Origin of the sequence: Lacimonas salitolerans (assembly GCF_042677865.1) — a bacterium.
GTDB lineage: Bacteria > Pseudomonadota > Alphaproteobacteria > Rhodobacterales > Rhodobacteraceae > Lutimaribacter > Lutimaribacter salitolerans.
The window spans coordinates 1-22,394 of the sequence record NZ_JBHUDD010000046.1; the positions used below are offsets into that span (position 1 = coordinate 1).

Annotated in this window: 18 protein-coding genes and 1 pseudogene; 9 read left to right on the forward strand and 10 right to left on the reverse strand. The window is 64.5% G+C overall.

The features are described 5' to 3' along the window. Window positions 1–61 precede the first annotated feature (61 nt). Window positions 62–1,528, reverse strand: a pseudogene (locus ACFTOW_RS06985) (GMC family oxidoreductase); the annotation flags it as partial. 109 nt (window positions 1,529–1,637) lie between these two features. Between ACFTOW_RS06985 and ACFTOW_RS06990 the strand changes: the two are divergent. Continuing rightward, the gene (locus ACFTOW_RS06990; RefSeq protein WP_379914346.1) at window positions 1,638–2,522 is read left to right on the forward strand and encodes a LysR substrate-binding domain-containing protein; all 885 of its coding nucleotides are present in this window, start codon (window positions 1,638–1,640) and stop codon (window positions 2,520–2,522) included. Between the two features lie 325 nt (window positions 2,523–2,847). Here ACFTOW_RS06990 and ACFTOW_RS06995 read toward each other — a convergent pair whose 3' ends face one another. The 4 genes from ACFTOW_RS06995 to ACFTOW_RS07010 all read right to left on the reverse strand — a co-directional run bounded on the left by ACFTOW_RS06995 (window position 2,848) and on the right by ACFTOW_RS07010 (window position 9,818). Beyond that, window positions 2,848–4,857, reverse strand: coding sequence for a CocE/NonD family hydrolase (locus tag ACFTOW_RS06995; RefSeq protein ID WP_379914347.1), 2,010 nt, complete (start codon window positions 4,855–4,857; stop codon window positions 2,848–2,850). A gap of 70 nt (window positions 4,858–4,927) precedes the next feature. Then, complete coding sequence (locus tag ACFTOW_RS07000; RefSeq protein WP_379914348.1) at window positions 4,928–6,226, reverse strand: ATP-grasp domain-containing protein; 1,299 nt, start codon at window positions 6,224–6,226, stop codon at window positions 4,928–4,930. A 102-nt stretch (window positions 6,227–6,328) separates the two neighbouring features. Continuing rightward, window positions 6,329–8,971, reverse strand: a complete 2,643-nt coding sequence (gene cphA / locus ACFTOW_RS07005; protein ID WP_379914349.1) for a cyanophycin synthetase — start codon at window positions 8,969–8,971, stop codon at window positions 6,329–6,331. Then, window positions 8,958–9,818 carry a cyanophycinase gene (locus ACFTOW_RS07010; RefSeq protein WP_379914350.1) on the reverse strand — a complete coding sequence of 287 codons (861 nt, stop codon included), beginning with the start codon at window positions 9,816–9,818 and terminating at the stop codon, window positions 8,958–8,960. The genes cphA and ACFTOW_RS07010 overlap by 14 nt, the downstream gene beginning before the upstream one ends. Before the next feature lie 174 nt (window positions 9,819–9,992). Here ACFTOW_RS07010 and ACFTOW_RS07015 point away from each other — a divergent pair, with 174 nt between their 5' ends. Further along, window positions 9,993–10,907 carry an isoaspartyl peptidase/L-asparaginase family protein gene (locus ACFTOW_RS07015; RefSeq protein WP_379914376.1) on the forward strand — a complete coding sequence of 305 codons (915 nt, stop codon included), beginning with the start codon at window positions 9,993–9,995 and terminating at the stop codon, window positions 10,905–10,907. Window positions 10,908–10,958: 51 nt separating this feature from the next. Continuing rightward, window positions 10,959–11,975, forward strand: a complete 1,017-nt coding sequence (locus ACFTOW_RS07020; protein ID WP_379914351.1) for an alpha/beta fold hydrolase — start codon at window positions 10,959–10,961, stop codon at window positions 11,973–11,975. A 6-nt stretch (window positions 11,976–11,981) separates the two neighbouring features. Here ACFTOW_RS07020 and ACFTOW_RS07025 read toward each other — a convergent pair whose 3' ends face one another. From ACFTOW_RS07025 to ACFTOW_RS07035, 3 genes are all read right to left on the reverse strand, one after another. After that, a complete protein-coding gene (locus tag ACFTOW_RS07025) occupies window positions 11,982–12,287 on the reverse strand; it encodes a DUF4389 domain-containing protein (RefSeq protein WP_379914377.1) in 306 nt (101 codons plus the stop codon). A gap of 98 nt (window positions 12,288–12,385) precedes the next feature. Beyond that, the gene (locus ACFTOW_RS07030; protein ID WP_379914352.1) at window positions 12,386–13,297 is read right to left on the reverse strand and encodes a nickel/cobalt transporter; all 912 of its coding nucleotides are present in this window, start codon (window positions 13,295–13,297) and stop codon (window positions 12,386–12,388) included. Then, the gene (locus tag ACFTOW_RS07035; protein ID WP_379914353.1) at window positions 13,288–13,905 is read right to left on the reverse strand and encodes a DUF1007 family protein; all 618 of its coding nucleotides are present in this window, start codon (window positions 13,903–13,905) and stop codon (window positions 13,288–13,290) included. Before ACFTOW_RS07035 ends, ACFTOW_RS07030 begins: the two co-directional genes overlap by 10 nt. Before the next feature lie 221 nt (window positions 13,906–14,126). On the opposite strand from ACFTOW_RS07035, the gene ACFTOW_RS07040 reads away from it, so the two are divergent. Then, window positions 14,127–15,101: a cyclase family protein gene (locus tag ACFTOW_RS07040; protein WP_379914354.1), complete on the forward strand. Its 975-nt coding sequence runs from the start codon at window positions 14,127–14,129 to the stop codon at window positions 15,099–15,101. A gap of 117 nt (window positions 15,102–15,218) precedes the next feature. Here the strand turns inward: ACFTOW_RS07040 and ppk2 are convergent, their stop codons facing one another. Beyond that, complete coding sequence (ppk2, locus tag ACFTOW_RS07045; RefSeq protein WP_379914355.1) at window positions 15,219–16,178, reverse strand: polyphosphate kinase 2; 960 nt, start codon at window positions 16,176–16,178, stop codon at window positions 15,219–15,221. Window positions 16,179–16,338: 160 nt separating this feature from the next. Here ppk2 and ACFTOW_RS07050 point away from each other — a divergent pair, with 160 nt between their 5' ends. The 4 genes from ACFTOW_RS07050 (at window position 16,339) to ACFTOW_RS07065 (ending at window position 19,225) form a co-directional block, all read left to right on the forward strand. Continuing rightward, the gene (locus tag ACFTOW_RS07050; RefSeq protein ID WP_379914356.1) at window positions 16,339–17,634 is read left to right on the forward strand and encodes an alpha/beta hydrolase family protein; all 1,296 of its coding nucleotides are present in this window, start codon (window positions 16,339–16,341) and stop codon (window positions 17,632–17,634) included. Further along, window positions 17,634–18,506, forward strand: coding sequence for an alpha/beta fold hydrolase (locus ACFTOW_RS07055; RefSeq protein ID WP_379914357.1), 873 nt, complete (start codon window positions 17,634–17,636; stop codon window positions 18,504–18,506). The genes ACFTOW_RS07050 and ACFTOW_RS07055 overlap by 1 nt, the downstream gene beginning before the upstream one ends. Window positions 18,507–18,575: 69 nt before the next feature. Beyond that, a complete protein-coding gene (locus tag ACFTOW_RS07060; RefSeq protein ID WP_379914358.1) occupies window positions 18,576–18,827 on the forward strand; it encodes a hypothetical protein in 252 nt (83 codons plus the stop codon). Next, complete coding sequence (locus ACFTOW_RS07065; protein ID WP_379914359.1) at window positions 18,824–19,225, forward strand: type II toxin-antitoxin system death-on-curing family toxin; 402 nt, start codon at window positions 18,824–18,826, stop codon at window positions 19,223–19,225. The genes ACFTOW_RS07060 and ACFTOW_RS07065 overlap by 4 nt, the downstream gene beginning before the upstream one ends. 70 nt (window positions 19,226–19,295) lie before the next feature. Here the strand turns inward: ACFTOW_RS07065 and ACFTOW_RS07070 are convergent, their stop codons facing one another. Then, the gene (locus ACFTOW_RS07070; RefSeq protein ID WP_379914360.1) at window positions 19,296–19,994 is read right to left on the reverse strand and encodes a redoxin domain-containing protein; all 699 of its coding nucleotides are present in this window, start codon (window positions 19,992–19,994) and stop codon (window positions 19,296–19,298) included. Window positions 19,995–20,305: 311 nt separating this feature from the next. On the opposite strand from ACFTOW_RS07070, the gene parE reads away from it, so the two are divergent. After that, entirely contained in the window at window positions 20,306–22,264 is a 1,959-nt protein-coding gene (gene parE / locus ACFTOW_RS07075) for a DNA topoisomerase IV subunit B (RefSeq protein WP_379914361.1), read from the forward strand. Window positions 22,265–22,394: the final 130 nt, after the last annotated feature.

Consider the following 22,394-nt stretch of genomic DNA (forward strand, 5'->3'; position numbering starts at 1 on the left):
CTACCCCCCGGGTGGGTCATTTTTAAATGATCACGATGGGTCAGTTTTGAATGCAGATTGACACCACTGAGGCCTGCGCGTCTGGCCCCATTCGGCAGGTTCCGACCGGGTGGAAGACCGTACCGCAGCGTTCGCGGAAATCGGCCAGGATCTGATCGTCGTCCATGACCCGCAGATCCGGGCCCATCGCTGTTTCCACCAGCCTGTTCAGCGCCTTGGTGTTCATTATCCGCTGGCACAGGCGGCCGCCTGCCACCACCTGCGCCCTGTCCCCTTCGCTCGCCAGAGAATTGGGCCGGATCCGCGGCGGGGCCAGCGGATCCGCCGAGCTGATGTCAATGCGGCCGCGGCTGGAAGGCCGGGCGGGCTGAAAGCCGATGATGAAGGCCGCGAACGGATCCGGCTGAACCACCGTGCGCTTGCCATTCGGCGTTGTCGTGAAGGTGACCGGGTTGAAATACAACTGCTGATCCGGCCCCGCCAGCTCCGGCGACGAGCGGAAATAGCCCCCGCACTGGTTCACCGACAGCGCCAGCGGCCCGCGCCGGGTCAGCGCATATTGCAACACCGCCCGCAGCTTGCCAGCGAACGGACGAAGCATGTTGTTCAGCGTCGGTTCCGTCGCCCTGAAGAAATAGTTTATCCCCAGATGGTCCTGCAGGTTGCCGCCGACATGCGGCGCATCCAGCAGCGGCGCGATGCCCTGCGATTTCATCAACTCCGCAGGGCCGATGCCCGACAGCTGCAGCAGCCGCGGTGAAGTCACCGCTCCCGCCGAAAGGATGACTTCGCGGCCCGCACGAAGGGTCAGCCTGCGCCCGCCCCGAACCACTTGGACCGCCACAGCCCGTCGGCCCTCAAAGACGATCCGCTCTGCAACAGCGCTGGTCATCAGGGTGACATTCGGCCGCTTCAGGGCGGGTTCAAGAAACGCGCGCGCCGAATGCATACGGCGACCACTGCTGGTGTTGATCAGGTATACCCCTGCGCCCTCGCAAGCATTGCCGTTGATATCTTCGGTGCGCGGCAGTCCCAGTTCTTCTGCGGCGGCAAAGAAATGCCGGTTGACAGGGTGAATCTGGTCCGAAACATCCTGCACATGCAGCGGCCCGCGGCCTTGGCGCTCGCCGCCGGTGCCAAGCCGGGTTTCCATTGCCTCATAGGTCCGGCGCGCGGTTTCCCAGTCCCAGCCAGCCGCCCCGGCCGCGGCCCAGTCATCGAAATCCTGCGGCAACCCGCGCGCGTAGACCAGCGCGTTGATGGCCCCCGAGCCTCCCACGACCTTGCCGCGCGGCCAGTAGCCACTGCGCCCGGCCAGCGCGTCCTCCGGCTCCGTCTGGTATTTCCAGTTTACCTTGGAGTCGAAGAAGGTTTTGCCATACCCGAGAGGCAGGGTAATCCACGGTGACCAACCGCGCCCGCCAGCCTCCAGCACGAGCACCTTATGGCGCCCGGACACGCTCAGTCGCTCAGCCAGCACACAGCCTGCAGAACCCGCCCCCACGATGATGTAATCGAACTCTTCCATTCAGTGCCCTGCCGCCTCTCACGGTGGTTGTGGCACGATGAGCTGGCATTCTATAAACAAATATTTTTTTGTTGTAGATGTGGAAAAATTTGCAATATAGACGCTCCCCATGAGCGACATACCTCCCTTGCCTTGGCTGCGCGCTTTTGAGGCGGCCTCTCGAAACGGTAACTTTTCCAGTGCCGCTGATGAACTTGGACTAACGCCTGCGGCTGTCAGTCATCAGGTGCGGTCGCTCGAAGAACATCTGGGCTACAGGTTGTTTTCCCGCGAGAAACGGCCCATGGAGCTGACCGCGATGGGGGAGCTGTATCTGCCCTGGGTCATCAAGGCCTTCGAAACCCTGCGGCTGGGAACGCGAGACGTGTTCGGCACCAGAGACACCCGCCCGGTGAGGATCCGCTGTCTGCCGACATTTGCGCAGGTCTGGCTGCTGAAGCGGTTGCCGGATTTCCGAACACGCTATCCAGAGGTCAACATGCAGCTGCACATGGGCACCTGGTCGAGCGCGATCCAATCAAACCAGCTTGATATCGAGATTCGTTTCGGAAACGGGGACTGGCCAGGGCAGCGAGCAACGCTTTTGTGTCGTCATCCCGTAGTCCCGGTCTGTCACCCGGACCTACTCCTTGCGGGCGGCACGCTTGATGCATTGCGAGACTCACCCTTGATCGAAATTATCGGTGTGGCCGACAACTGGCATCAATTTTTCCGTCAGGAGAACCTCCTTCCCCCTGCGCAACCCCCGGCGCTCAGCGTGGACCAGAGCATAGCCGCCCTTGAACTAGCAGCATATGGTATGGGACATGCGCTGGTGTCAGCGGTTTTCGCCGCACCATATTTGCAAGACGGGCGTCTGGTGCGGTCATTGCCTCTCGAAAAACACACCGATCAGGCAATCTATGTCACCCACCCGGAGGGTCCTGTCAGCCACGGGTGTCAATTGTTCCTGGACTGGGTTGTCGAGCAGTCTTCTCCAATGCGCCAGGAATGACCCGATTCAAAGCCGGATCTGGCGAAAGGGATAGTTCTGGTGACATTTGAGGCCGAGGCGATGATGGCCCGACGCGCCCAAGGAGGCGCGCCCGCGCGAAGATGAGAGGTGACATCCCAAGACGTGGTGTAGCTGTCGGTGGCCATCGGGTTTTTCGGTCGGGTCGGGTTGCTGAACCAACCTGAACCAAAGGATAGGCGGCACAAAGTGCGACACACAACTCAACATCGCACTCGATTGTTCAAAGCTTCAGTGGCTCAGAAACATGGTAGCGGTCCGGTACTGCCTCCAAGCCCTTCCTCAAGATGCTGACGCATGGTGGCGCTCACGAGTGGTTTCTGGGGACCGACACCGACCAGTCATGCTCTCGCGCCAGCGTGTCGCCCTCCCACGCCCGCAACGTTGCCACGATGTAATACGCGTCGCTGTCGCAGGTCATTCTGGTGTGGGTTTCCGTGCGCACGGACCAGCCGTCGCGCGACATCTCATGCACCCATGTCACCTCGCCCTCGGCCGATGCCGGGTCCGATGGCAGGATGGAATACCGCTCGCGTCCCTCGGCCGAGTGAAAGAACTGCTGCGGCACGATGGTGGCCGCGCCCTCGTGATCGCGCACCTCGACCGTGATGCGGCCGGTGTCGTGATCCTCGGTCACGCACCATTCCGACCGGGGCGGCGTATGAACGGACAACTCCAACGGCGCACCGGCGCGCGGGGGTGCGAAATCAGGCAGGCGCGGGCCGTCGCCATCGCGTAGCGGCAGGAACAGTTCGGACTCGCCGGGCAGCACCGTCAGCGTCACGGGCTCCGGCGCGGGCCATGCGATCGGGAAATAGCTGGTCGACAGCGACAGCCGCAGCCGGTGCCCCGCGCGCAGGGTCTGGGCGACGTGCTTGAACGACAGCTCGACCGTCATGTCCTGCCCCGGCACAACCGCCGCCGGGGTCTCGTGCCCGTCCCGGTGGCACAGGTTCAGCAGGCCATAGCTGACCCGCGTGGCCGCCCCGTCCGGCGCGATATCGACCAGACGCGCGGCAATCTGCGCCAGCAGGCGGTCAACACGGCAGCGCAGCCGCAGCCGCGCGTCGCCGACAAGATGCAGATCGGCCTCCAGCGGCGCGGTCTGAAACACCAGACTGCCTGCATCGTCGCGGCGCTGATCGACCGGCTGATCGCCGGGGTGCGCATAGGAGCACCATTTGCCGCCATTGAAACCCACCCAGAGCGGCGAGCAGACCGACACGGCATCGCCGCCCCCGTCCCCGCCAAGCGATCCGTCCGCCCCAAGCGCGAAAGGCCTGCGGGCAACGTCGGGTGACGGCCATGCCGGCTCGCCAATCCAATGCCCCTCGCGCGTCTCGTAATGGCTGCGCGGTTCGGCATGGTCCTGCAGGAACAGGCGCAGCGACGGTTCGTCCATGATGCCGGTGTCGCGGCCCTTCATCCAGTGATCCCACCAGCGCGTCTCCTCGGTCAGCCAGTCGATGGCCGGGCCGGGTTTGCCCTGATGGGGATATTTGTGCGACCACGGCCCGACGATGCCCTTGGCCGGGCTGCGCAGGTTCTCGACCAGCCGGAACACCGCATTGCAATAGCCATCGGCCCAGCCCGAAACGGCATAGACCGGCACCTGAATGTCGTCCCAGTTTTCACAGACCGAGCCGTGTTTCCAGAAATCGTCGCGCGTCTGATGCCCCAGCCAGGTTTCCAGCCACAGGCCCGACTCGTCCAGCCGCTTGTGCCACATCTCGCGCCACCGCGCGCCCACATGCTTGGGGTCCGGCGGCAGCGTGTTGATGCCGAACATCACCGACGCCCAGGACAGTTGATCGCACAGCGGCACGCCGCCCATGTAATGGATGTCATCGGCATAGCGGTCATCGGTCGAACAGATCGTCACCACCGCCTTCAGCGCGGGTGGGCGCAGCGCGGCCAGTTGCAGCCCGTTGAATCCGCCCCAGGAAATGCCGACGATGCCCACACCGCCGTCGCACCAGTCCTGCGCCGCGATCCAGGCAATCACGTCGCAGCCATCGGCCAGTTCCAGCGCGGTGTATTCGTCCTGCATCAGCCCTTCGGATTCACCCGTCCCGCGCAGATCGACGCGCACATAGGCGTAATCGCGTGCCGCCAGCCAGGGCGCGCGCGCGGCGTCGCGCTCCAGCGTCTTGTCGTTCTTGCGATAGGGGATGTATTCAAGGATCGCGGGCACCGGCGCGGCCCCGGCCCCTTCGGGCATCCAGATCCGGGCCGCCAGTTTGGTGCCGTCGGGCATCGGGATCTCGACATGCTCAAGCTCCCGGATCTTGCGCGGCAGGTCGGTGTCGATCTTCATGGGCGGGCCTCGGTCTGCTGTGGGGGGTCGCAAGGGGCGTATCCCGCCCGCGCCCCGAACGCCACCCGCGTCAGTCCAGGATGTCGGTGAATTCGTAATTCAACCGCTTCATCACCTGCTCGTAATTCCACAGCAGCTTGGACGGCGTGCGCGCGCCCATCCACACCGATGCCACGGCATAGCTGTAGGCGTCCTGCTCGGGCAGGTCCGACAGCTTCATGCCTCTGGTGACGTTCGACACGATGCGCGTGCCCTCGACCTGCTCGGCGGCCACCTCGACCTCGGCGCGCGACGGCGCGCGACCCACGGTGGCATCCTCAAAGAACACCCGGTAGAAGAATTCCGCCGCGACCTTCTGCGACCCTTCGCGGTGCGGCATGTCGGGCTTGCGCCCCAGACCCAGATCGACCGTCACCTGCTGGTGGCTGACACCATCGACCATTTCGAACAGGTCGCAATGCGACTGCGCGATGCGGGTGTTGATCTCAAGCAGCCAGATCCGGTTTTCCACCTCGTCCCAGAAATACTCGATGTTGAACCCGGCATTGTCATAGCCGATGTGCGTCATGATCGTGCGCGAAATCTCCCACATCTCGTCCTGCACCCGGCGGGGCAGCATCGACGGGTAGAGATAGTAGAAAAAGCTCAGAACCTGCGGATATCGGATCGAATCCACCGTGCCATAGAGCGTCACCTCGCCGTCATGCACGTACCCTTCGACCGTGCATTGCCGCCCGCCAATCACCCGCTCGGCCATGCAGTAATGCCCTTCGACCTTGCGGATATCCTGGGGCAGATCGGCCTGATCCAGCACGGCATTGAACGGCTCGGAAATCGAGCCGATCTCGGCGCGCAGCTTTTCGGTGGCGTAGTCGAAATCCTCGGGGCTGTCGATGCGGAAGCCCAGCCGCGATCCCGACGACTTGATCGGCTTGACGAAGAACGGAAACCGCAGCCCGGCCTCGCCGATCCGCGAGAGGGCGTCATCGTCGAACGGGTCGAAGGCGGTGAAATTGGGCGTGTGATCCGGGATCACCTCGGCCATCACGCTGCGCGACCAGAACTTGTGCTCGCATTTCAGCAGGCTTTCCAGCGAGGCGTTGCGGGTGCCGTATTTCGCGCAAAGCAGCGGCAGCATGGTCGAGACGGGAAAGTCGATATAGCCCACGATCGCGTCGATCGACCCGTCAAAGGCATCCAGCGTCGCCTCGGCCTCGGCCAGCATGGCGGGGATGTCGAATTCCTGCGTCTCATAGACCTGCGCGGGCGTAAGCAAGGGATGAAAGACAACATCCTCCACCCCCCGCAACCGTTTCAGTCGTTCTGCGTTCAGGTCGTTCAAGCCGACGACAAATACGTTCTTGGTCATGTCCACTCCCTCCGGCTGTGCCGGGACGATCCGGCGTCTGTGCGCCGGCGTTGTGGTTGGTCAGGCCTTGTCTCGCGGACCTGGGCGATTTGGCACCCGACGTCAGGCCTGCGCCAGTTCCGCCTGATGCGGAAAGCTGCGCCCCTTGAGCCTTTCGGTGGTGCCTTCGATGTCATCGACCAGCAGCAGCAGGAAATCACCCTTCTGGGCCGCTTCGATCGCCCGTTCGGTTGCGGCATGCTCGTCATGGATCGTCTCGACCCGGCACGCGGTGCCCGCCGCCTCGGCCCCGTCATGGATCAGCTTGGCGGTCTCGCCCGTGGCCCGGCCACGCGCGTCGGTCTCGTACACGAACAGCAGATCGCACAGGCCCGCCAGTTCCGCCCCCAGTGCGGCAAGATCTTCGTCGCGCCGGTTTCCGGGGGCCGTGGCCACGCCGATCTTGCGCTGGGTGGCCAGTCCGTTCACCAGCGGCCGCAGCGCCTGCAACGCGGGCACGTTGTGGCCATAGTCGATCAGGCATTTCAAGCCATCGGCCTCGAAATAATTGGTGCGCCCGGGCATCTGTGCGGGCGTTGGATGAAAGGTCAGCAGCCCCGCGCGGATGTCGTCGATCTCGACCCCGTGCGCGGTGGCCGCCGCCGCCGCCGCCATCGCGTTCTGCACGTTGAAGGGCGCGTGCCCCTCGAACGCGATCGGCACATCGTTGACGGCGCAGATCTCGACCGTGACCTTGCCGCGCAGCATGACGATCTTGCCGTTCTTGACGGTAAAGACCATGCCCAGATTGCCCAGATGCCCGGCGAGCGCAGGGTTTTCCGGGTCCATCGTGAAATAGATGATCTCGCCGCGCGCCCAATAGGTGCCCTGATCCATCACCAGCGGATCGTCGGCGTTCAGCACGCAGAACCCGCCCTCGCTCTTGACCGCGTCAACCACCACCGTCTTGCAGCGGGCCAACTCGTCCAGCGTGTGAATCTCGCGCTCGCCCAGATGATCCGAGGCAATGTTCAGCAGCACGCCAACATCACATTCATCAAAGCCAAGCCCGCGCCGCATGATGCCGCCGCGCGCCACCTCCAGCACTGCATGCTCGACCGTGGGTTCACGCAGCACCGCGTGCGCCGCGGCAGGGCCGGAGTAGTCGCCGCGCAGGATCACGTGGTTGTCGATCTCGACCGTGCCGGTGCAGCCCATGCCGACCGACACGCCTGCCTGCCGCAGGATATGCGACGTCAGCCGCGTCGTGGTCGTCTTGCCGTTGGTCCCGGTGATCGCGGTGATCGGGATGCGGCCATTGTCCGTCGGATCGGGGAACAGCATGTCCACGATATGCGCGCCCACCGGGCGCGGCGTGCCATGGGTGGGCGACATGTGCATCCGGAACCCCGGCCCGGCATTGACCTCGACCACCCCGGCAGACTGGTTTTCCAGCGGCTCGGACAGGGTTTCGGCCAGCAGGTCGATCCCGATCACATCCAGCCCCACAAGCCGCCCGATACGCTCCATCGTGAACTTCACCTCGGGGTGCACCTCGTCTGTCAGGTCGCTTGCCGTGCCCCCGGTCGAGATATTGGCGGTGGATTTCAGAAACGCCAGCTCGCCCTCGGGCAACACGGTATCGAGGGTCAGCCCCGCCTGCTCCAGCATGCGGTGTGTCTGTTCATCGATGTCGATCTGGGTCAGCAGGTTTTCATGGCCCACGCCACGGCGCGGGTCCTGGTTTTCGCGGTCCACAAGCTGCTGGATGGTGCTGCGCCCGTCGCCTGTCACATGCGCGGGGCGGCGCCGCGCCGCGGCGACCAGCTTGCCGCCGATCACCAGCATCCGGTGATCCTCGCCCTTGATGTAGCTTTCGACGATCACGCCATCGGCCCCCTCGCGCAGCCGCGCCACGGCGGCGTCATAGCCCGATTTCAGGTCTTCCATCGAGGCAATGTCGGTGGTCACCCCGCGGCCGTGATTGCCCGACAGTGGCTTGGTCACGACCGGCCAGCCGATCCATTCGGCGGCCTGCTGCGCCTCGTCGAAGGAATAGCAGGTCTGCCCCTGCGGCACCGGCACCCCGGCCTCGCCCAGGATCTGCTTGGTCCAGTCCTTGTCGTCGGCGATCGAATGGCCGATGATCCCCGACGCATCCGTCACCGTCGCCTGAAAGCGGCGCTGCTTTATCCCATGCCCAAGCTGGGTATAGCTGGTGCCCTCGGTCAGGTTGTAGGACGGGATGTTGCGCGCACGCGCGGCGGCAACGATCGACCCCGTCGACGGCCCCAGCGCGTTGGCATCGCGCACTTCCTTCAGGTTGTCGATATACGGCTGAAGATCGACCTGTTCGCTGTCATACAGCTTTTTCGCAATCTCGACCGCAGCAACACCTGCCGCGATCCCCGTCGCCTCGTCGCGGTAGCGGTAGACCACGTTGTAGATGCCGGTCTCGTAGCTGTCGACGGTCTTGCCGTATCCCACGGAAAAGCCGACAAGGTTCTGAAGCTCGATCGCGATATGTTCGACCAGATGACCGGCATAGGTGCCAGCGCGCACCCGTTGCAGAAAGCCGCCAGCCTCACCGACCGAGCAGCGATGCTCGTACAGCGACGGCATCACCGCCAGCAGGCGCTCTTCCATCCCCTCGACCTGATCGCTGGGCCTTTGTTCCAGTTCCTCGATGTCCAGCCGCATGTAGATCGCTTGATAGCGGCTGTAATAATTCGGACCGCGCAGTGCACGGTGTTCAAGAATACGCATCCTTAGGCTCCAGGCGGTATGCCTCGAGCTCGTCTGGCCCGAGGACGCGCCGGTCTCTCAGGTTGTATCCATAACCATCGACCAGCGCATGCATGGTGACGTTGTGGACCGTTACGGCCTCTCCATCGTCAAGATCGAATACATTCGACCCTGTTATGGACGTACTGTCAACGAGGATGACATGACCGGGCCCGAACGCGCGGATAACCTCACCGTCAAAATGCACCGCTGCATCCTCGCCCAGACCGACGCCCAGAAACTCGGGATTGGTCGCCCCGACCTCCATCAGCCGCGAGAATCTGCCGCGTTCCAGGAAATGCGTGTCGATGATCACACCATCGACAAAACCAAAGCCCGCCGCCATCTTGACCGCGCCCTTGCGCAGGCTGTCATCGGCCGGCCCGCCATAGACCATGGTCGCCGACTGGCAGGCCGCACCGGCGCTGGTGCCAGCGACAACCGCGCCCTCGGCATGGCGCGCGCGGATCGCGCCAAGCGCCTTTGAGCCACCAAAGATGTTGGTCAGCCGCATCTGGTCGCCGCCCGAGATGAAGATGATGTCGGCCTGCCGGATCATCGTCACATACGCGTCGGCACCGGCATCGCCCCGGTCGCGCACGCGAATATGCGCAACCTCCGCCGCGCCCAGCGTCTCGAACGCGGTCTTGTAGGCCCCGAACACGTCGTCGGGGATCGCGCTGGCCGTCGTGATCACGCCCACCACCGGGGCGCGCTTGCCCGACAACTCCACCACATGTTTCAGGATGGCCGCAGGCTGCGACTTGTCCTCTGCCCCGCCTATGGCGACAAGCGGCCCTCGCACAGGCACGGTCACGGACACGTTCATCTTCTTGTCTCCCAATTTTGCGGGATGTCTATAACTAGTGGCAATCTTTAACAACGCCCGGTGCAATGTACACTCCCTTGTCATGGAATGCCTCTTGGGGCGGTGCCTGCAATCCGATATGATGATTAAACAGACACTCGTTTTCAGGAGGCCACCATCGGCTATTCCATCGCGATCCACGGCGGTGCCGGCGTTCTGCCCGCGCACCAGATGACACCCGAGCGCGAGGCGGCGGTGCGCGCCGCCCTCGACCGCGCGCTGAGCGCCGGTGAGGCGGTGCTGGCCTCGGGCGGCTCCGCTCTGGATGCGGTCACCGAGGCCGTCTGCGCGCTGGAGGACGAACCGCTGTTCAACGCCGGGCGCGGCGCCGTGTTCACCCGGGACGGCAGCCATGAAATGGACGCCGCCGTGATGGACGGGCGCGACCGCCGCGCGGGCTGCGTGGCCGGGGTGTTCGGCCCGCGCAACCCGGTGCGGCTGGCCCGATGCGTGATGGAACATACCGACCATGTGCTGATGATTGGCGAGGGCGCGCTGCGCATCGGTCGCGACGCAGGGATCGAAGAGGCGCCGGCCGAGCATTTCTTTACCCAGGAACGCTATGACAGCCTGCAAGAGACGTTGCGGATGGAAGCCGAGGGCACGCTTGACGATGACCCCTCCCGCCGTCACGGCACCGTCGGGGCAGTGGCGCGCGACCGCACGGGCGCGCTGGCGGCGGCCACCTCGACCGGCGGCATGACGGCGAAACGCCCCGGAAGGGTCGGCGACAGCCCCCTGATCGGGGCGGGCACATTCGCCGACAACCGCACCTGCGCCATTTCGGCCACCGGCGATGGCGAGGCCTTCATCCGCCTGTCGGTCGCCCATGAGATCGACGCCCGGATGCGGCTTGCCGGGGAAACCCTGGCGCAGGCCGCCGGGCATGTCGTGCAGGTCGAGCTGCTTACGATGAACGGCTCGGGCGGGCTTGTCGCCATCGACGCGCAGGGGCGCATCGCCGCACCATTCAACTGCGAAGGCATGTACCGCGCCTGGGTTGGCGAAGGCATCGCGCGGGAGATCGCGATCTACAGGGATCAGGCGTAACCTGCCGTCCAAAAACAGAAACCCCGCCGCCCCGGCGCGAAAGGCTCCCCGATGACTGCCGATTACCAGATTTTCGAGATCGCGGATTTCACCCTTCAACGGGGGATCACCCTGCCCCGCGCCAGACTGGCCTACAAGACCTATGGCAAGCTGGCGCAGGACAAGTCGAACGCCATCCTCTACCCCACCTCCTACGGCGCGCAGCACTTTGATACCGAGTGGCTGATCGGCCCCGGGCGGGTGCTGGACCCGTCGGACTGGTTCATCATCATTCCCAACATGTTCGGCAACGGGCTGTCGTCGTCACCGTCCAATCTCGACGCCCCTTTCGGGCCCGACCGCTACCCCGCCTTCACCCATTGGGACAACATCCACGCCCAGCGCCGCCTGCTGTCCGAGGTGTTCGGGATCGACCGGCTGGCCATGATCTATGGCTGGTCGATGGGCGCGCAGCAGGCGCTGCACTGGGGCGCTGTCTTTCCCGATCAGGTTGCCCGCATCTGCGCCGTCTGCGGATCGGCGCGGACCTCCATCCACAACCGGGTTTTCCTTGAAGGCGTCCGCGCAACCCTGACCGGCGATCCGCACTGGCGCGGCGATCACTTTGCCGCCCACCCCGTGCGCGGGTTGCGCGCCATGGGTCGGGTTTATGCCGGCTGGGCCATGTCGCAGGCGTTCTATCGTGAGAAACTGTATGAACAGGTCGGGTTTGCCTCGCTCGAGGATTTCCTTGTCCGCTCGTGGGAGGCCAATTTCCTGCGCCGCGACGCCCATGACCTGCTGGCCAGCCTGTCCACGTGGGAGGCATCCGACATTTCCGACAACCCTGTCCATAACGGCGATCTGGCGCAGGCGCTGGGGGCGATATCGGCCAGGTCGATCATCATGCCATCCCGCACCGATCTGTATTTCACACCCGAGGACAGCGAACAGGAAACCGCGATGATGCCCAACGCCGAATTCCGCCCGATCGAGTCGATCTGGGGGCACCGCGCGGGCAACCCGGTGATGAACCCGGCGGACAAGGCGGTGTTGCGGCAGGCGGTGTCCGACCTGCTGGCGCGGTGACGGCGCTCAGTCCAGCTCGCTCCAGGGCCAGGGTTTGACCTCGCTGGCGGCGGTCTGGAACCGGGCCGCCTTGGCGATCCAGACGCCCAGATCGGTGCCGAAATCGGCCAGACGCTCGTTCGGCTGATTGCTGTTCACCAGCATAACGATGAACTGCACAACCGTGGCAACCCCCAGAACCGTCTGCGCCACTGAAATCATCACCGCGATCAGCAGCATGTAGACCAGCCGCATCAGCATGCCGTCGGGCTTTTCAGGCTCGTTCTGCTCGCCGTGCATGCGGCCCGCGATCTTGGCCTCGTCATCCATCATTGCGCTTGTCCTCATGTCCTGGCTGCTCGGGCGGTCACGCAATGCTACACCAAAGGGTCCGCTGCGCGACAGTCTCTTTTCCCACGCAGGGCCGCGGATTACAGCGTCGACAGCGCCAGTTGCCCCGCCACCAGCGCCACGACAGCGCCCGCCGCGATCTCGATCATCGACAGCGCGCGCAAGCTCCGCGCGCCGCCGCCCAGTTGCATCAGCGTGCCCTCGCGCAGCACCACCGACAGGATCGCCACCGCCACGGTCACGCTGGCGGTGCCCAGCCCCATCACCAGCGCGCCCAGAATCCCGGCCATGCGGATCTCCATCTGCCAGGTCAGGATCAGCAGGAACAGCGCGCCGGTGCAGGGCCGGATCGCCACCGCCCCGATCAGCACCGCCGCATCGCGCAGCGAGCGCACCTCGACGGCCTGTTCAGGCGTCGGACCATGGGCATGGCCGCAGCCGCACTCGGCCTCGTGATCGTGATCGTGGTGATGGTCATGCCCGTGATGCCCCACCCCCGGCCCGGCCCGGAACCGCCGCGCCCCGCGCAGCATCAGCCAAAGCCCCACCAGCGCAACCATGGCGAAACTGGCCGGGGCCAGAACCCGCTCGGCCGTGTCCACCATCTGCGTGCGCGTCAGATCCAGCAGCAACACGCCCGTGTAAACCATGGCAATCGCCGTCAGCGCCTGCGCGATGCTGGACGCCACCGCCAGCCCTGACAGCCGCAGCAGCGGCACCCGCCGCCCCAGACCATAGCCGCCGATCAGCAGCTTGCCATGCCCTGGCCCCGCCGCGTGAAAAAACCCGTAGGCGAAACACACCGCCATCAACCCGCCCAGCGCCGCCGGATCGCCGCCGCGCAGCCGCCGCAACAGGCCCGCCATGGCGTTCTGCACATCGCGCTGGCCATTGGCGGCCCAGCGCGACAGGTCATCCGCCCCGCCCATGCCCCAAAGCCAGATCGCCAGCGCGGCAATCGCGGCCAGCGCAAGAGCCACGATCACCCGCATGTCACGACCACCGTATCGGCAAACAGATCGCCCACCGGCGGATAATCCTCGGGATCGGGCGGCATGTCCTTCAGCTCTTCCTCGACCGCGGCATAGGCCGCATCCAGATCGGGGCGGTTGATGCGCACCTCGCAACCCTCGGGCGCGGCCACCCCGCCGGTCAGGTCATAAGCGGTATAGAATGTCGGGTCATAGGCGCGCAGCGTCACCTTCTCGCCCGGCGCGGCGATGGTGCGGAAATGGACCGAAGTGATCTTGCCATCGTCGAACGCCGTACTGCGCGGCTGCGGCGGCCCAAGGCTCAGGTCGGCCCCGTCGCGGCTGGCGAACAGATCGCCGTGATAGCCCTCGATCCAGTTCATGTCGAAGCCCTGCAACTGTTCCAGTTCAGGCGGCGTCAGCACCCCGTCGTAATCAGTGTCCAGCCCCATGTCCTCGAGGATCAGCAGGCTGAACAGCTCGTCATAGGTCCAGACCACCTCGACGCCGGTGATCTGTCCGCTGGCATCGGTCACCAGCCGCAGCGTGGTATCGACAAAGATATGCGGATGCGCCTGCGCCATGCCCGGCAGCAGCGCCAGGGCAAGCGCGGCCGCAGAACGCATCATGGGGCGAAAGATCACGGTCATACCCAGCGTTTAGCGCCCGCCGCGCCGACACGAAAGGCAACAATCCGCGTGCAGACAGAAATTGCGCGGAACTCTGCCCGCCCGCCTGCGATGCGAACGCCGCGGCGCGGCGTGACACGGACGCGTGGCCGGACCTATGGTTGCGCATTGGCGGGCCGCATCGGCCCGCCATATCACGCTGCACCAGGGAGAGTAGAGCAATGAAATCAAGGATATCCGCACTGATCGCCGGGCTGGCCGCCGCGGCCCTGACCGCCGGGGCCGCGCTGGCCGAACAGCATGACCATGCGCATGACCACGCCTGGACAGACTCGCCCTGGGGGGCCGACGATGAAATCGGTGCCGCCAACCGCGTGACGCCCGAGGTGGTGATGGAAGCGGCCAAGCTGATCACCACGGGCAAGACCTATCCGCTGGGCATCGTGATCGGCAGCGACACACCCGCCTTTCCGCCGCGCTCCATGAGCGTGTCCATCCTGCAACCGGGCCAGAGCGGCGGCGGATCGCTGGGACCGACCCAGACCACCTATAATGACGACATCTTCATGGGCTGGCTGGGCATCGGCAGCCAGATCGACGGGCTGGGTCATATCGGTCAGGGCGACACCTATTACAACGGGTTCAAGGCCAGCGAATTCGCCCAGGCCGGCGGGCTGACCCGGCTGGGCGTGGAAAAGGTGCCCCCCCTCGTGGCGCGCGGGGTGCTGCTGAACATGGCCGAGTTCCATGGCACCGACATGCTGGAGGAAGGCACCGCCTACACCCGCGAGGACATCATCGACGCCGCCGACCAGCAGGGGGTCGAGCTGCGCGAGAATGACGTGGTGCTGTTCCATTCCGGCTGGATGAAGCTGCTGGAAGAGGGCGGCGACCCGGTCCGCTTTGGCTCGGTCGAACCCGGGCTGGGCAAGACCGGGGCGGAATACCTGGCCGAACTGGGCGTGATCGCCGTGGGGGCCGACACCTGGGGGCTCGAGGCCGTCCCGTTCGAGGAGGGCGTCGGCGTGTTCGAGGTGCACCAGATCCTGCTGGCGCAGAACGGCATCTACATCCTTGAGAACATGAACACATCCGTGCTGGTCGAGGATGACGTGACCGAATTCATGTTCGTGCTGGGCGCGGCCCGCATCCGGGGCGCGGTGCAGATGATGGTGAACCCGGTGGCGATCCGTTAAGGCATGTTCGATCTGTGGTGCCCCACGGGGCGCCACCTGGGGGGCGCTGCCCCCCGTCCCCTTGCAGGGGACTCCCCCCGGGATATTTGCAGAGAGAGGAAACAGGGTTTTCCACCGTCACGGCCTGCGCTGATCGGGATGCAGCGACGAGCCAAGGATATGGTCGGCGCGGTGGATCACATGCCCCGCCTGCCCCACGATCAGGGGATCGGACGGGCGCACCAGTTTGCGGTCCTTGCCCGGATACTCGATCCCCGCCAGGAAATGCAGCATGCAGTTGAGCCGCGCGCGTTTCTTGTCGTCGGATTTCACCACTGTCCAGGGCGCATCGGCGGTGTCGGTGTAGAAGAACATCGCCTCTTTCGCCTCGGTGTAATCGTCCCACTTGTCCAGGCTGGCCTTGTCGATGGGCGACAGTTTCCACTGTTTCAACGGGTCCGTCTCACGCGAGACAAAGCGCGCGCGCTGCTCGTCCTGCGAGACCGAGAACCAGTACTTGTACAGCCGGATGCCCGAGCGCACCAGCATCTGTTCGAAATCCGGCGTCTGGCGCATGAATTCCAGGTATTCGCCCGGCTCGCAGAACCCCATCACCCGCTCGACGCCCGCGCGGTTGTACCAGCTTCGGTCATACAGGACGATCTCGCCGGCGGTCGGCAGATGCTCGATGTAGCGTTGGAAATACCATTGCCCGCGCTCGACCTCGGTGGGCTTGTTCAGCGCGACGACGCGGGCGGTACGCGGGTTCAGATGCTCGGTGAACCGCTTGATCGTGCCACCCTTGCCCGCCGCATCGCGCCCCTCGAAGATCAGCACGAATTTCTGCCCCGTCTGCTGCGCCCACAACTGCACCTTCAGCAGTTCGGCCTGCAACCGCGCCTTCTTTGTCTCGTAGCTGCGGCGCGACAGCCTTGTGTCATAGGGATAGTCCCCGCTCTCAAAGGCGCGGCGCACCTCTTCGGGGCTGGGTGCGCTGCGGCGCGTGGGCCTTGGCGGGGTCGCCCCGCCGGGCGGCAAGGCGCCATTGGCACCGGACGGGGTTTCGGGCGGGCTGTCGGGCGGTGAGCCACCGGTCATGCAATACTCCAATGCTGATCGCGCCACCCTACGCGCCCTAGCGTGGCCCCGCCTTGATCGGGGTCAATCCGCGCATGACGCAACGAAACCCATCAAAAGGTTGCACGCCTGTCATCAACCCTATGTCATCGCTCACAGGACCAACAGGAAGGAACCGCGCATGACACACCTCAAAACCGCCACGCTGACGCTGGCCCTGACCGCAGGCACAGCCATGGCCCAGAGCACCCCCGAAAACCGCATCGACACGATCCGCCCCGATGCGCCCGTCCTCAGCGCCTATGGCGATTTCCCGATCGGCGTGCAGGAGCGCAGCTTCACCGTTGCCGACCGCGTCGACATCCTGAACGTGACCGAGGATGCGACGCCAACATATGACCGCCCCCTGACGGTGGAAATCTGGTATCCTGCCGCCGCTGACACCACGCCGGGCGCCTTGTATGAAACGGTCATCCGCGACGGCGCGACGCCGACCACCCTCGTGGGCCGCGCCGCGCGCGATGCTGCCCCGGCGGATGGCACGTTCCCGCTGGTGGTGATCAGCCACGGCTACCCCGGGAACCGGTTCCTGATGTCGCACCTGGGCGAGAACCTGGCCTCCAAGGGCTATGTCACCGTCTCGATCGACCACACCGACAGCACCTATTCGGATCAGGCGGCCTTTGGCTCGACGCTGTACAACCGTCCGTGGGACCAGAAGGCCGTGATCGACTTCATGGCAGGTCTCGAGGGCCCGCTGGGGGCCATCACCGACACCGACACCACCGGCGTGATCGGCTATTCCATGGGGGGCTACGGCGCGCTGATCCTTGGCGGCGCGGGCGTCACACAGCAATCTGTCGACTACACCTGGGGCACGCCCGAGGGCCTGCTGGCCGCCAACATGGCCGGCACCGACAGCCACGAATCGGTTGTGGATGAGCGGGTAAAGGCGATCATCGCCATCGGCCCATGGGGCAGGAACACCGGTTTTTGGGACGAAACCGGGCTTGCGGGCCTGCGCAAGCCGACGCTGATGATGGCGGGTTCGGTCGATGATGTCTCGATCTACCCCGCCATGCGCGAGATTTTCGAAGGCGCCACCGGCACCGATCGCCACCTGCTGACCTTCATCGGGGCCAATCACAACGCCGCCGCCCCGATGCCCGCCCCCGCCGAAAGCTACGAGCCTTCGCCGCATGTCGATTTCATCCCCTTCTCGCATTACGGCGACGCGGTCTGGGACAACGTGCGGATGAACAACATCGCGCAGCATTTCGCCACCGCCTTCATGGACGTGCACCTGAAGGCCGATGCCGACAAGGCCGCGTATTTTGATCTGGTGGAATACGCCGAGGATGGCGTGCATTCGCTGAACGAGGATGGCACCCCCAAGGACGATCACAGCTACTGGGCCGGTTTCCCGGCGCGCACCGCCGCCGGCCTGCGGTTTGAAACCCTGCCGATGGAGGAATGATGCGGACGCGCCAGATCGACCTGAACGGCCAGGGCTTTCACCTTTACGAATGGGGCCAGCCCGGCCAACCCGTGATCCTGTGCCTGCACGGGTTCCCCGAATACGGCGGGGCATGGGCCGATCTGGCCGCCCATCTGCCGGGCTATCACCTGATCGCCCCGGATCAGCGCGGCTTTGGCCAAAGCTGGGCACCGCCCGATGTGCGCGACTACGCCACCGGCAAGCTGGTGGGCGACATGGCGGCGCTGCTGGGCACGCTGGATACGCCTGTGACCGTGCTGGGCCATGACTGGGGCGCTGCGGTGGCCTATGGCCTGGCGTTTTCCCGGCCCGCGCTGGTTGAGCGCCTGATCATCATGAACGGCGTGCACCCCGCGCCGTTCCAGACCGCCCTTGCCGCCGGTGGCCCGCAGACCGCCGCCTCGCAATACATACCCTGGCTGCGCGCCCAAGGGTCCGAGGATGCGCTGGCCGCCGACAATTTTGCCAGGCTGCGCGCGCTGTTCGCCGCGCATATGGACATGGCCTGGCTGTCCGGCGACACGCTGACCGCCTATCAGACCGAATGGGCACGCCCGGGCCGGATGCGCGGCATGGTCAACTGGTATCGCGCCTCACCGCTTGTGGTGCCCAAACCGGGGGAACAGGCCACCGATCTGCCCGACCTGCCGCATGACCGGATGCGCGTGCCCATGCCTCATCTGCTGATCTGGGGGCAGAACGACACCGCATTGCTGCCCGAATCGACGGCAGGGCTGGAGGACTATTGCGCCGAGTTGACCCGCGTCACCGTGCCCGGTGCCGATCACTGGCTGCACCACCAGCAGCCTGCGCAGGTCGCGCAGGTCATCCGTGACTGGCTGGCCACTTGAAAGGTTGTGCATTTGAGTGTACGTTCTGATGCACAATCATTGACACAGCTCTGGTCACCGAGGCCCGCCATGGTTACCCGCCTGCACACCCGCAACATCTGCACCATGACCGAACTGCGTGAACCGCAAAAGGTATTCGACCGCGCGGGCGGCGAGCCGGTGGCGATCATGAAGAATTCCAGATGCGTGGGCTATCTTGTTCCGGCCGAGGCCGCACTGGACAGTGAGCCGCATTATGCCTCGATGGATGAGGTTCAGAACTACATCAAAACCTCACGCGAGCGCGTGCAACCGGTGCTGGATTATCTCAAAGACAAATGAATTTCGTCATCCTGACGCCCGCAATCGTCGAGGCCCTGCATGATGCCGCCCTGAATCCGGGCGAATTGCAGGGACGCGCGCTGGACACATCACTGGAAGGTGCGCTGGCACGGGTCGAAAACCGAATCCTTTACGGAATGATCGAAGACATGTTCGACCTTGCCGCTGCCTACGCTGAAGCAGTATCGCAGGGCCGTTTCTTCAATGACGCCAGCATGCGCACAGCCTTCGAAGCGATGAACTTTTGCCTCGAAATGAACGATGTGATCCTTGATTGGCCCACCGAAGAAACCGGCCAGATGATCATTGCCCTCGCCCAACGCCGCAGGGATGCGGCCCAGATGGCCGGCTGGCTCCGCGCATCGGCACAGCACAACGAACGGACCGCACAGACCTGATCTGTGCGGTCGTCTCGGTCAATCCGTGGTCGAACAATCTGGGACATGCAGTGGCGCCGCAGCGCCCCTCTTATTTCTGCGCCGTCGGCACCACCCGCAGGTAGTCGCACAGCTTGGTCCAGGTGCTGCCGTATTGCGCGTTCAGATCGAAATCGCTGGTTTCCGGCATCGCCAGCAGCGGGTCACCCGGCATCCAGTCCGCGGGGACGGCCATCGACGTGTCATCCGCCATCCGCAGGGCCTGCCCGCAGCGCAGCAGCTCTTCGAAAGAGCGTCCGATCTGTCCGGGGAAATCGAACATCAGCCGCACGCGCAGGCTGGGATCGATGACAAAGCTCTTGCGGATCGTCATGTTCTCGAAGCTCTTGGGATGGATCAGCCCCATGTCCCGCGACAACGTCCCGTCCCGGTCGCACAGGATCGGGAAGTCGACGGACACATCCAGTTGCCTCTCGATGTCATCGACCCAGCGCGAGACGGTGTTCACACCGCCAACGGTCAGGGAGAGCATCGAGAAACCGGCCTTGGCAAACTCATCCTGCATCAGGGCCAGCGACAGGATCTCGCTGGTGCACACTGGCGTGAACGGCATCGTATGGCTGGACAGGATCGTCCAGCGCCCGTCGGCCCAGTTGTGAAAATTGATCTGTCCGTCCTTCGACGGCAGGCTGAAGTTCGGAAAGATGTCGCCGATCTGCGGCATCCATTTGCGCACGGACTTGTAACCGCTGGGAACTTCGATCCAGCTTTCGGTATCTTTCGGTTTCATCAAAGTTATCATCAGATGCTCCTGGATTGCATGAACAAAGAGAGCACTGGTAAACCAACCACAGGATGCATGTTCTTTGGCAAATGGGGCATAAATGCGGCGATATCGCCCAAATCACTACTTTCAGGTGTAAAAAGTTAATAAAGCGTTCATCATTTGACGGCACCGGCACATAAGCGGACAATTGCGACCCACAGGCGGTCGGGTCCCGGTCCAAGGCCCTCGGCAAAGCACCATCTGACCCACTTCCAACGGCCCGCCCGCTCTGCCATACTGCCCGCCAATCAATCAAACAGCGAGCAGCGCAAATCATGGCCGACGACCTGTTGTCTCCCTCCGAATCGACCGACTACGATGCCTCCTCGATCGAGGTGCTCGAAGGGCTGGAACCCGTCCGCAAACGCCCCGGCATGTATATCGGCGGCACCGATGAGCGTGCCCTGCATCATCTTGTGGCCGAAGTTCTGGACAATTCGATGGACGAGGCCGTGGCGGGCCATGCCACAAGGATCGAGGTCGAGCTGCACGAGGATTACGCCGTCACCATCCGCGACAACGGCCGCGGCATCCCGATCGACCCACACCCCAAGTTTCCCGACAAATCCGCGCTCGAGGTGATCCTGTGCACGCTCCATTCGGGCGGCAAGTTCGGCGGCAAGGCCTATCAGACCTCGGGCGGTCTGCACGGCGTGGGCGCCTCCGTGGTCAACGCGCTGTCCGATTCCATGGTGGTGCAGGTCGCGCGCAACCGCGAGCTGTATGAACAAAGGTTTTCTCGTGGCATCCCACTTGGCCCCGTCGAAAAGGTGGGGCAGGCTCCCAACCGGCGCGGCACCACCGTCACCTTTCATGCCGACGAGCAGATTTTCGGCACCCACCGCTTCAAACCCGCCCGCCTGATGAAGATGGTGCAGTCCAAGGCCTACCTGTTCTCGGGGGTCGAGATCCGCTGGAAATCCGCCATCCCCGACGGCGACACCCCGCAAGAGGCCACGTTCCACTTTCCCGGCGGGCTGGCCGATTACCTGCGCGAAACCCTGGGCGGCGCCAGCACCTATGCCGACGCGCCCTTTGCCGGGTCGGTCGATTTCCAGTCGCGCTTCAGCGTGCCGGGCAAGGTCGAATGGGCGATCAACTGGACGCCCGCGCGCGACGGCTTCATCCAGTCCTACTGCAACACCGTCCCCACCCCCGAGGGCGGCACGCACGAGGCCGGGTTCTGGGCCGCGATCCTGAAAGGCATCCGCGCCTATGGCGAGTTGGTGAACAACCGCAAGGCCGCCCAGATCACCCGCGACGACCTCATCACCGGCGGCTGCGCGCTGGTGTCGTGCTTTATCCGCGAACCCGAATTCGTGGGCCAGACCAAGGACCGCCTCGCCACAGCCGAAGCCGCCCGGCTGGTCGAAGGGGCCGTGCGCGACCATTTCGACAACTGGCTGGCCGCTGACACCAAGTCGGCCGGCGCGATCCTCGATTTCCTCGTGCTGCGGGCCGAGGAACGCCTGCGCCGCCGGCAAGAGAAAGAGACCCAGCGCAAGACCGCCACCAAGAAGCTGCGCCTGCCCGGCAAGCTGGTCGATTGCTCGGCCACCTCTCGCGACGGCACCGAGCTGTTCATCGTCGAGGGCGACAGCGCGGGCGGATCGGCCAAGATGGCCCGCGACCGCAAGACCCAGGCCCTGCTGCCCCTGCGCGGCAAGATCCTGAACGTGCTGGGCGCGGCCAGTTCCAAGCTGACCACCAACGCCGAGATCTCGGACCTGTCGCAGGCGCTGGGGGTTGGGCTGGGCACGCGGTTCAACGTTGATGACCTGCGCTATGACAAAGTCATCATCATGACCGACGCCGACGTCGACGGCGCGCATATCGCGGCCCTGCTGATGACCTTCTTCTTCAGCCAGATGCGCCCGATGATCGACCACGGCCATCTGTATCTGGCCTGCCCGCCACTGTTCCGCCTGACCCAGGGCGCGCGCCGCATGTACGTGGCCGACGAGGCGGAAAAGGAGGCGTGGCAGAAAAAGGGCCTGGGCGGCAAGGGCAAGATCGAGGTGCAACGCTTCAAGGGCCTGGGCGAGATGGACGCCAAGGACCTGAAGGAAACCACGATGGACCCGAAAACCCGCAAGCTGATCCGCGTCACCATAGACGAGGACACCCCCGGCGAAACCGGCGATCTGGTGGAGCGGCTGATGGGGAAAAAGCCCGAGCTGCGGTTCCAGTATATCCAGGAGAATGCACGGTTCGTGGAGGAGTTGGATGTGTAAGGCGACACGCCTCGCGTAGGGTGGGTGCAAACCCACCTCGCGCCCCCTCGCCTACCGACAAAATCGGTGGGTTGCCATCCACCCTACACAAACGCAACCCGTCCGACGTAGGGTGGGTGGCAACCCACCC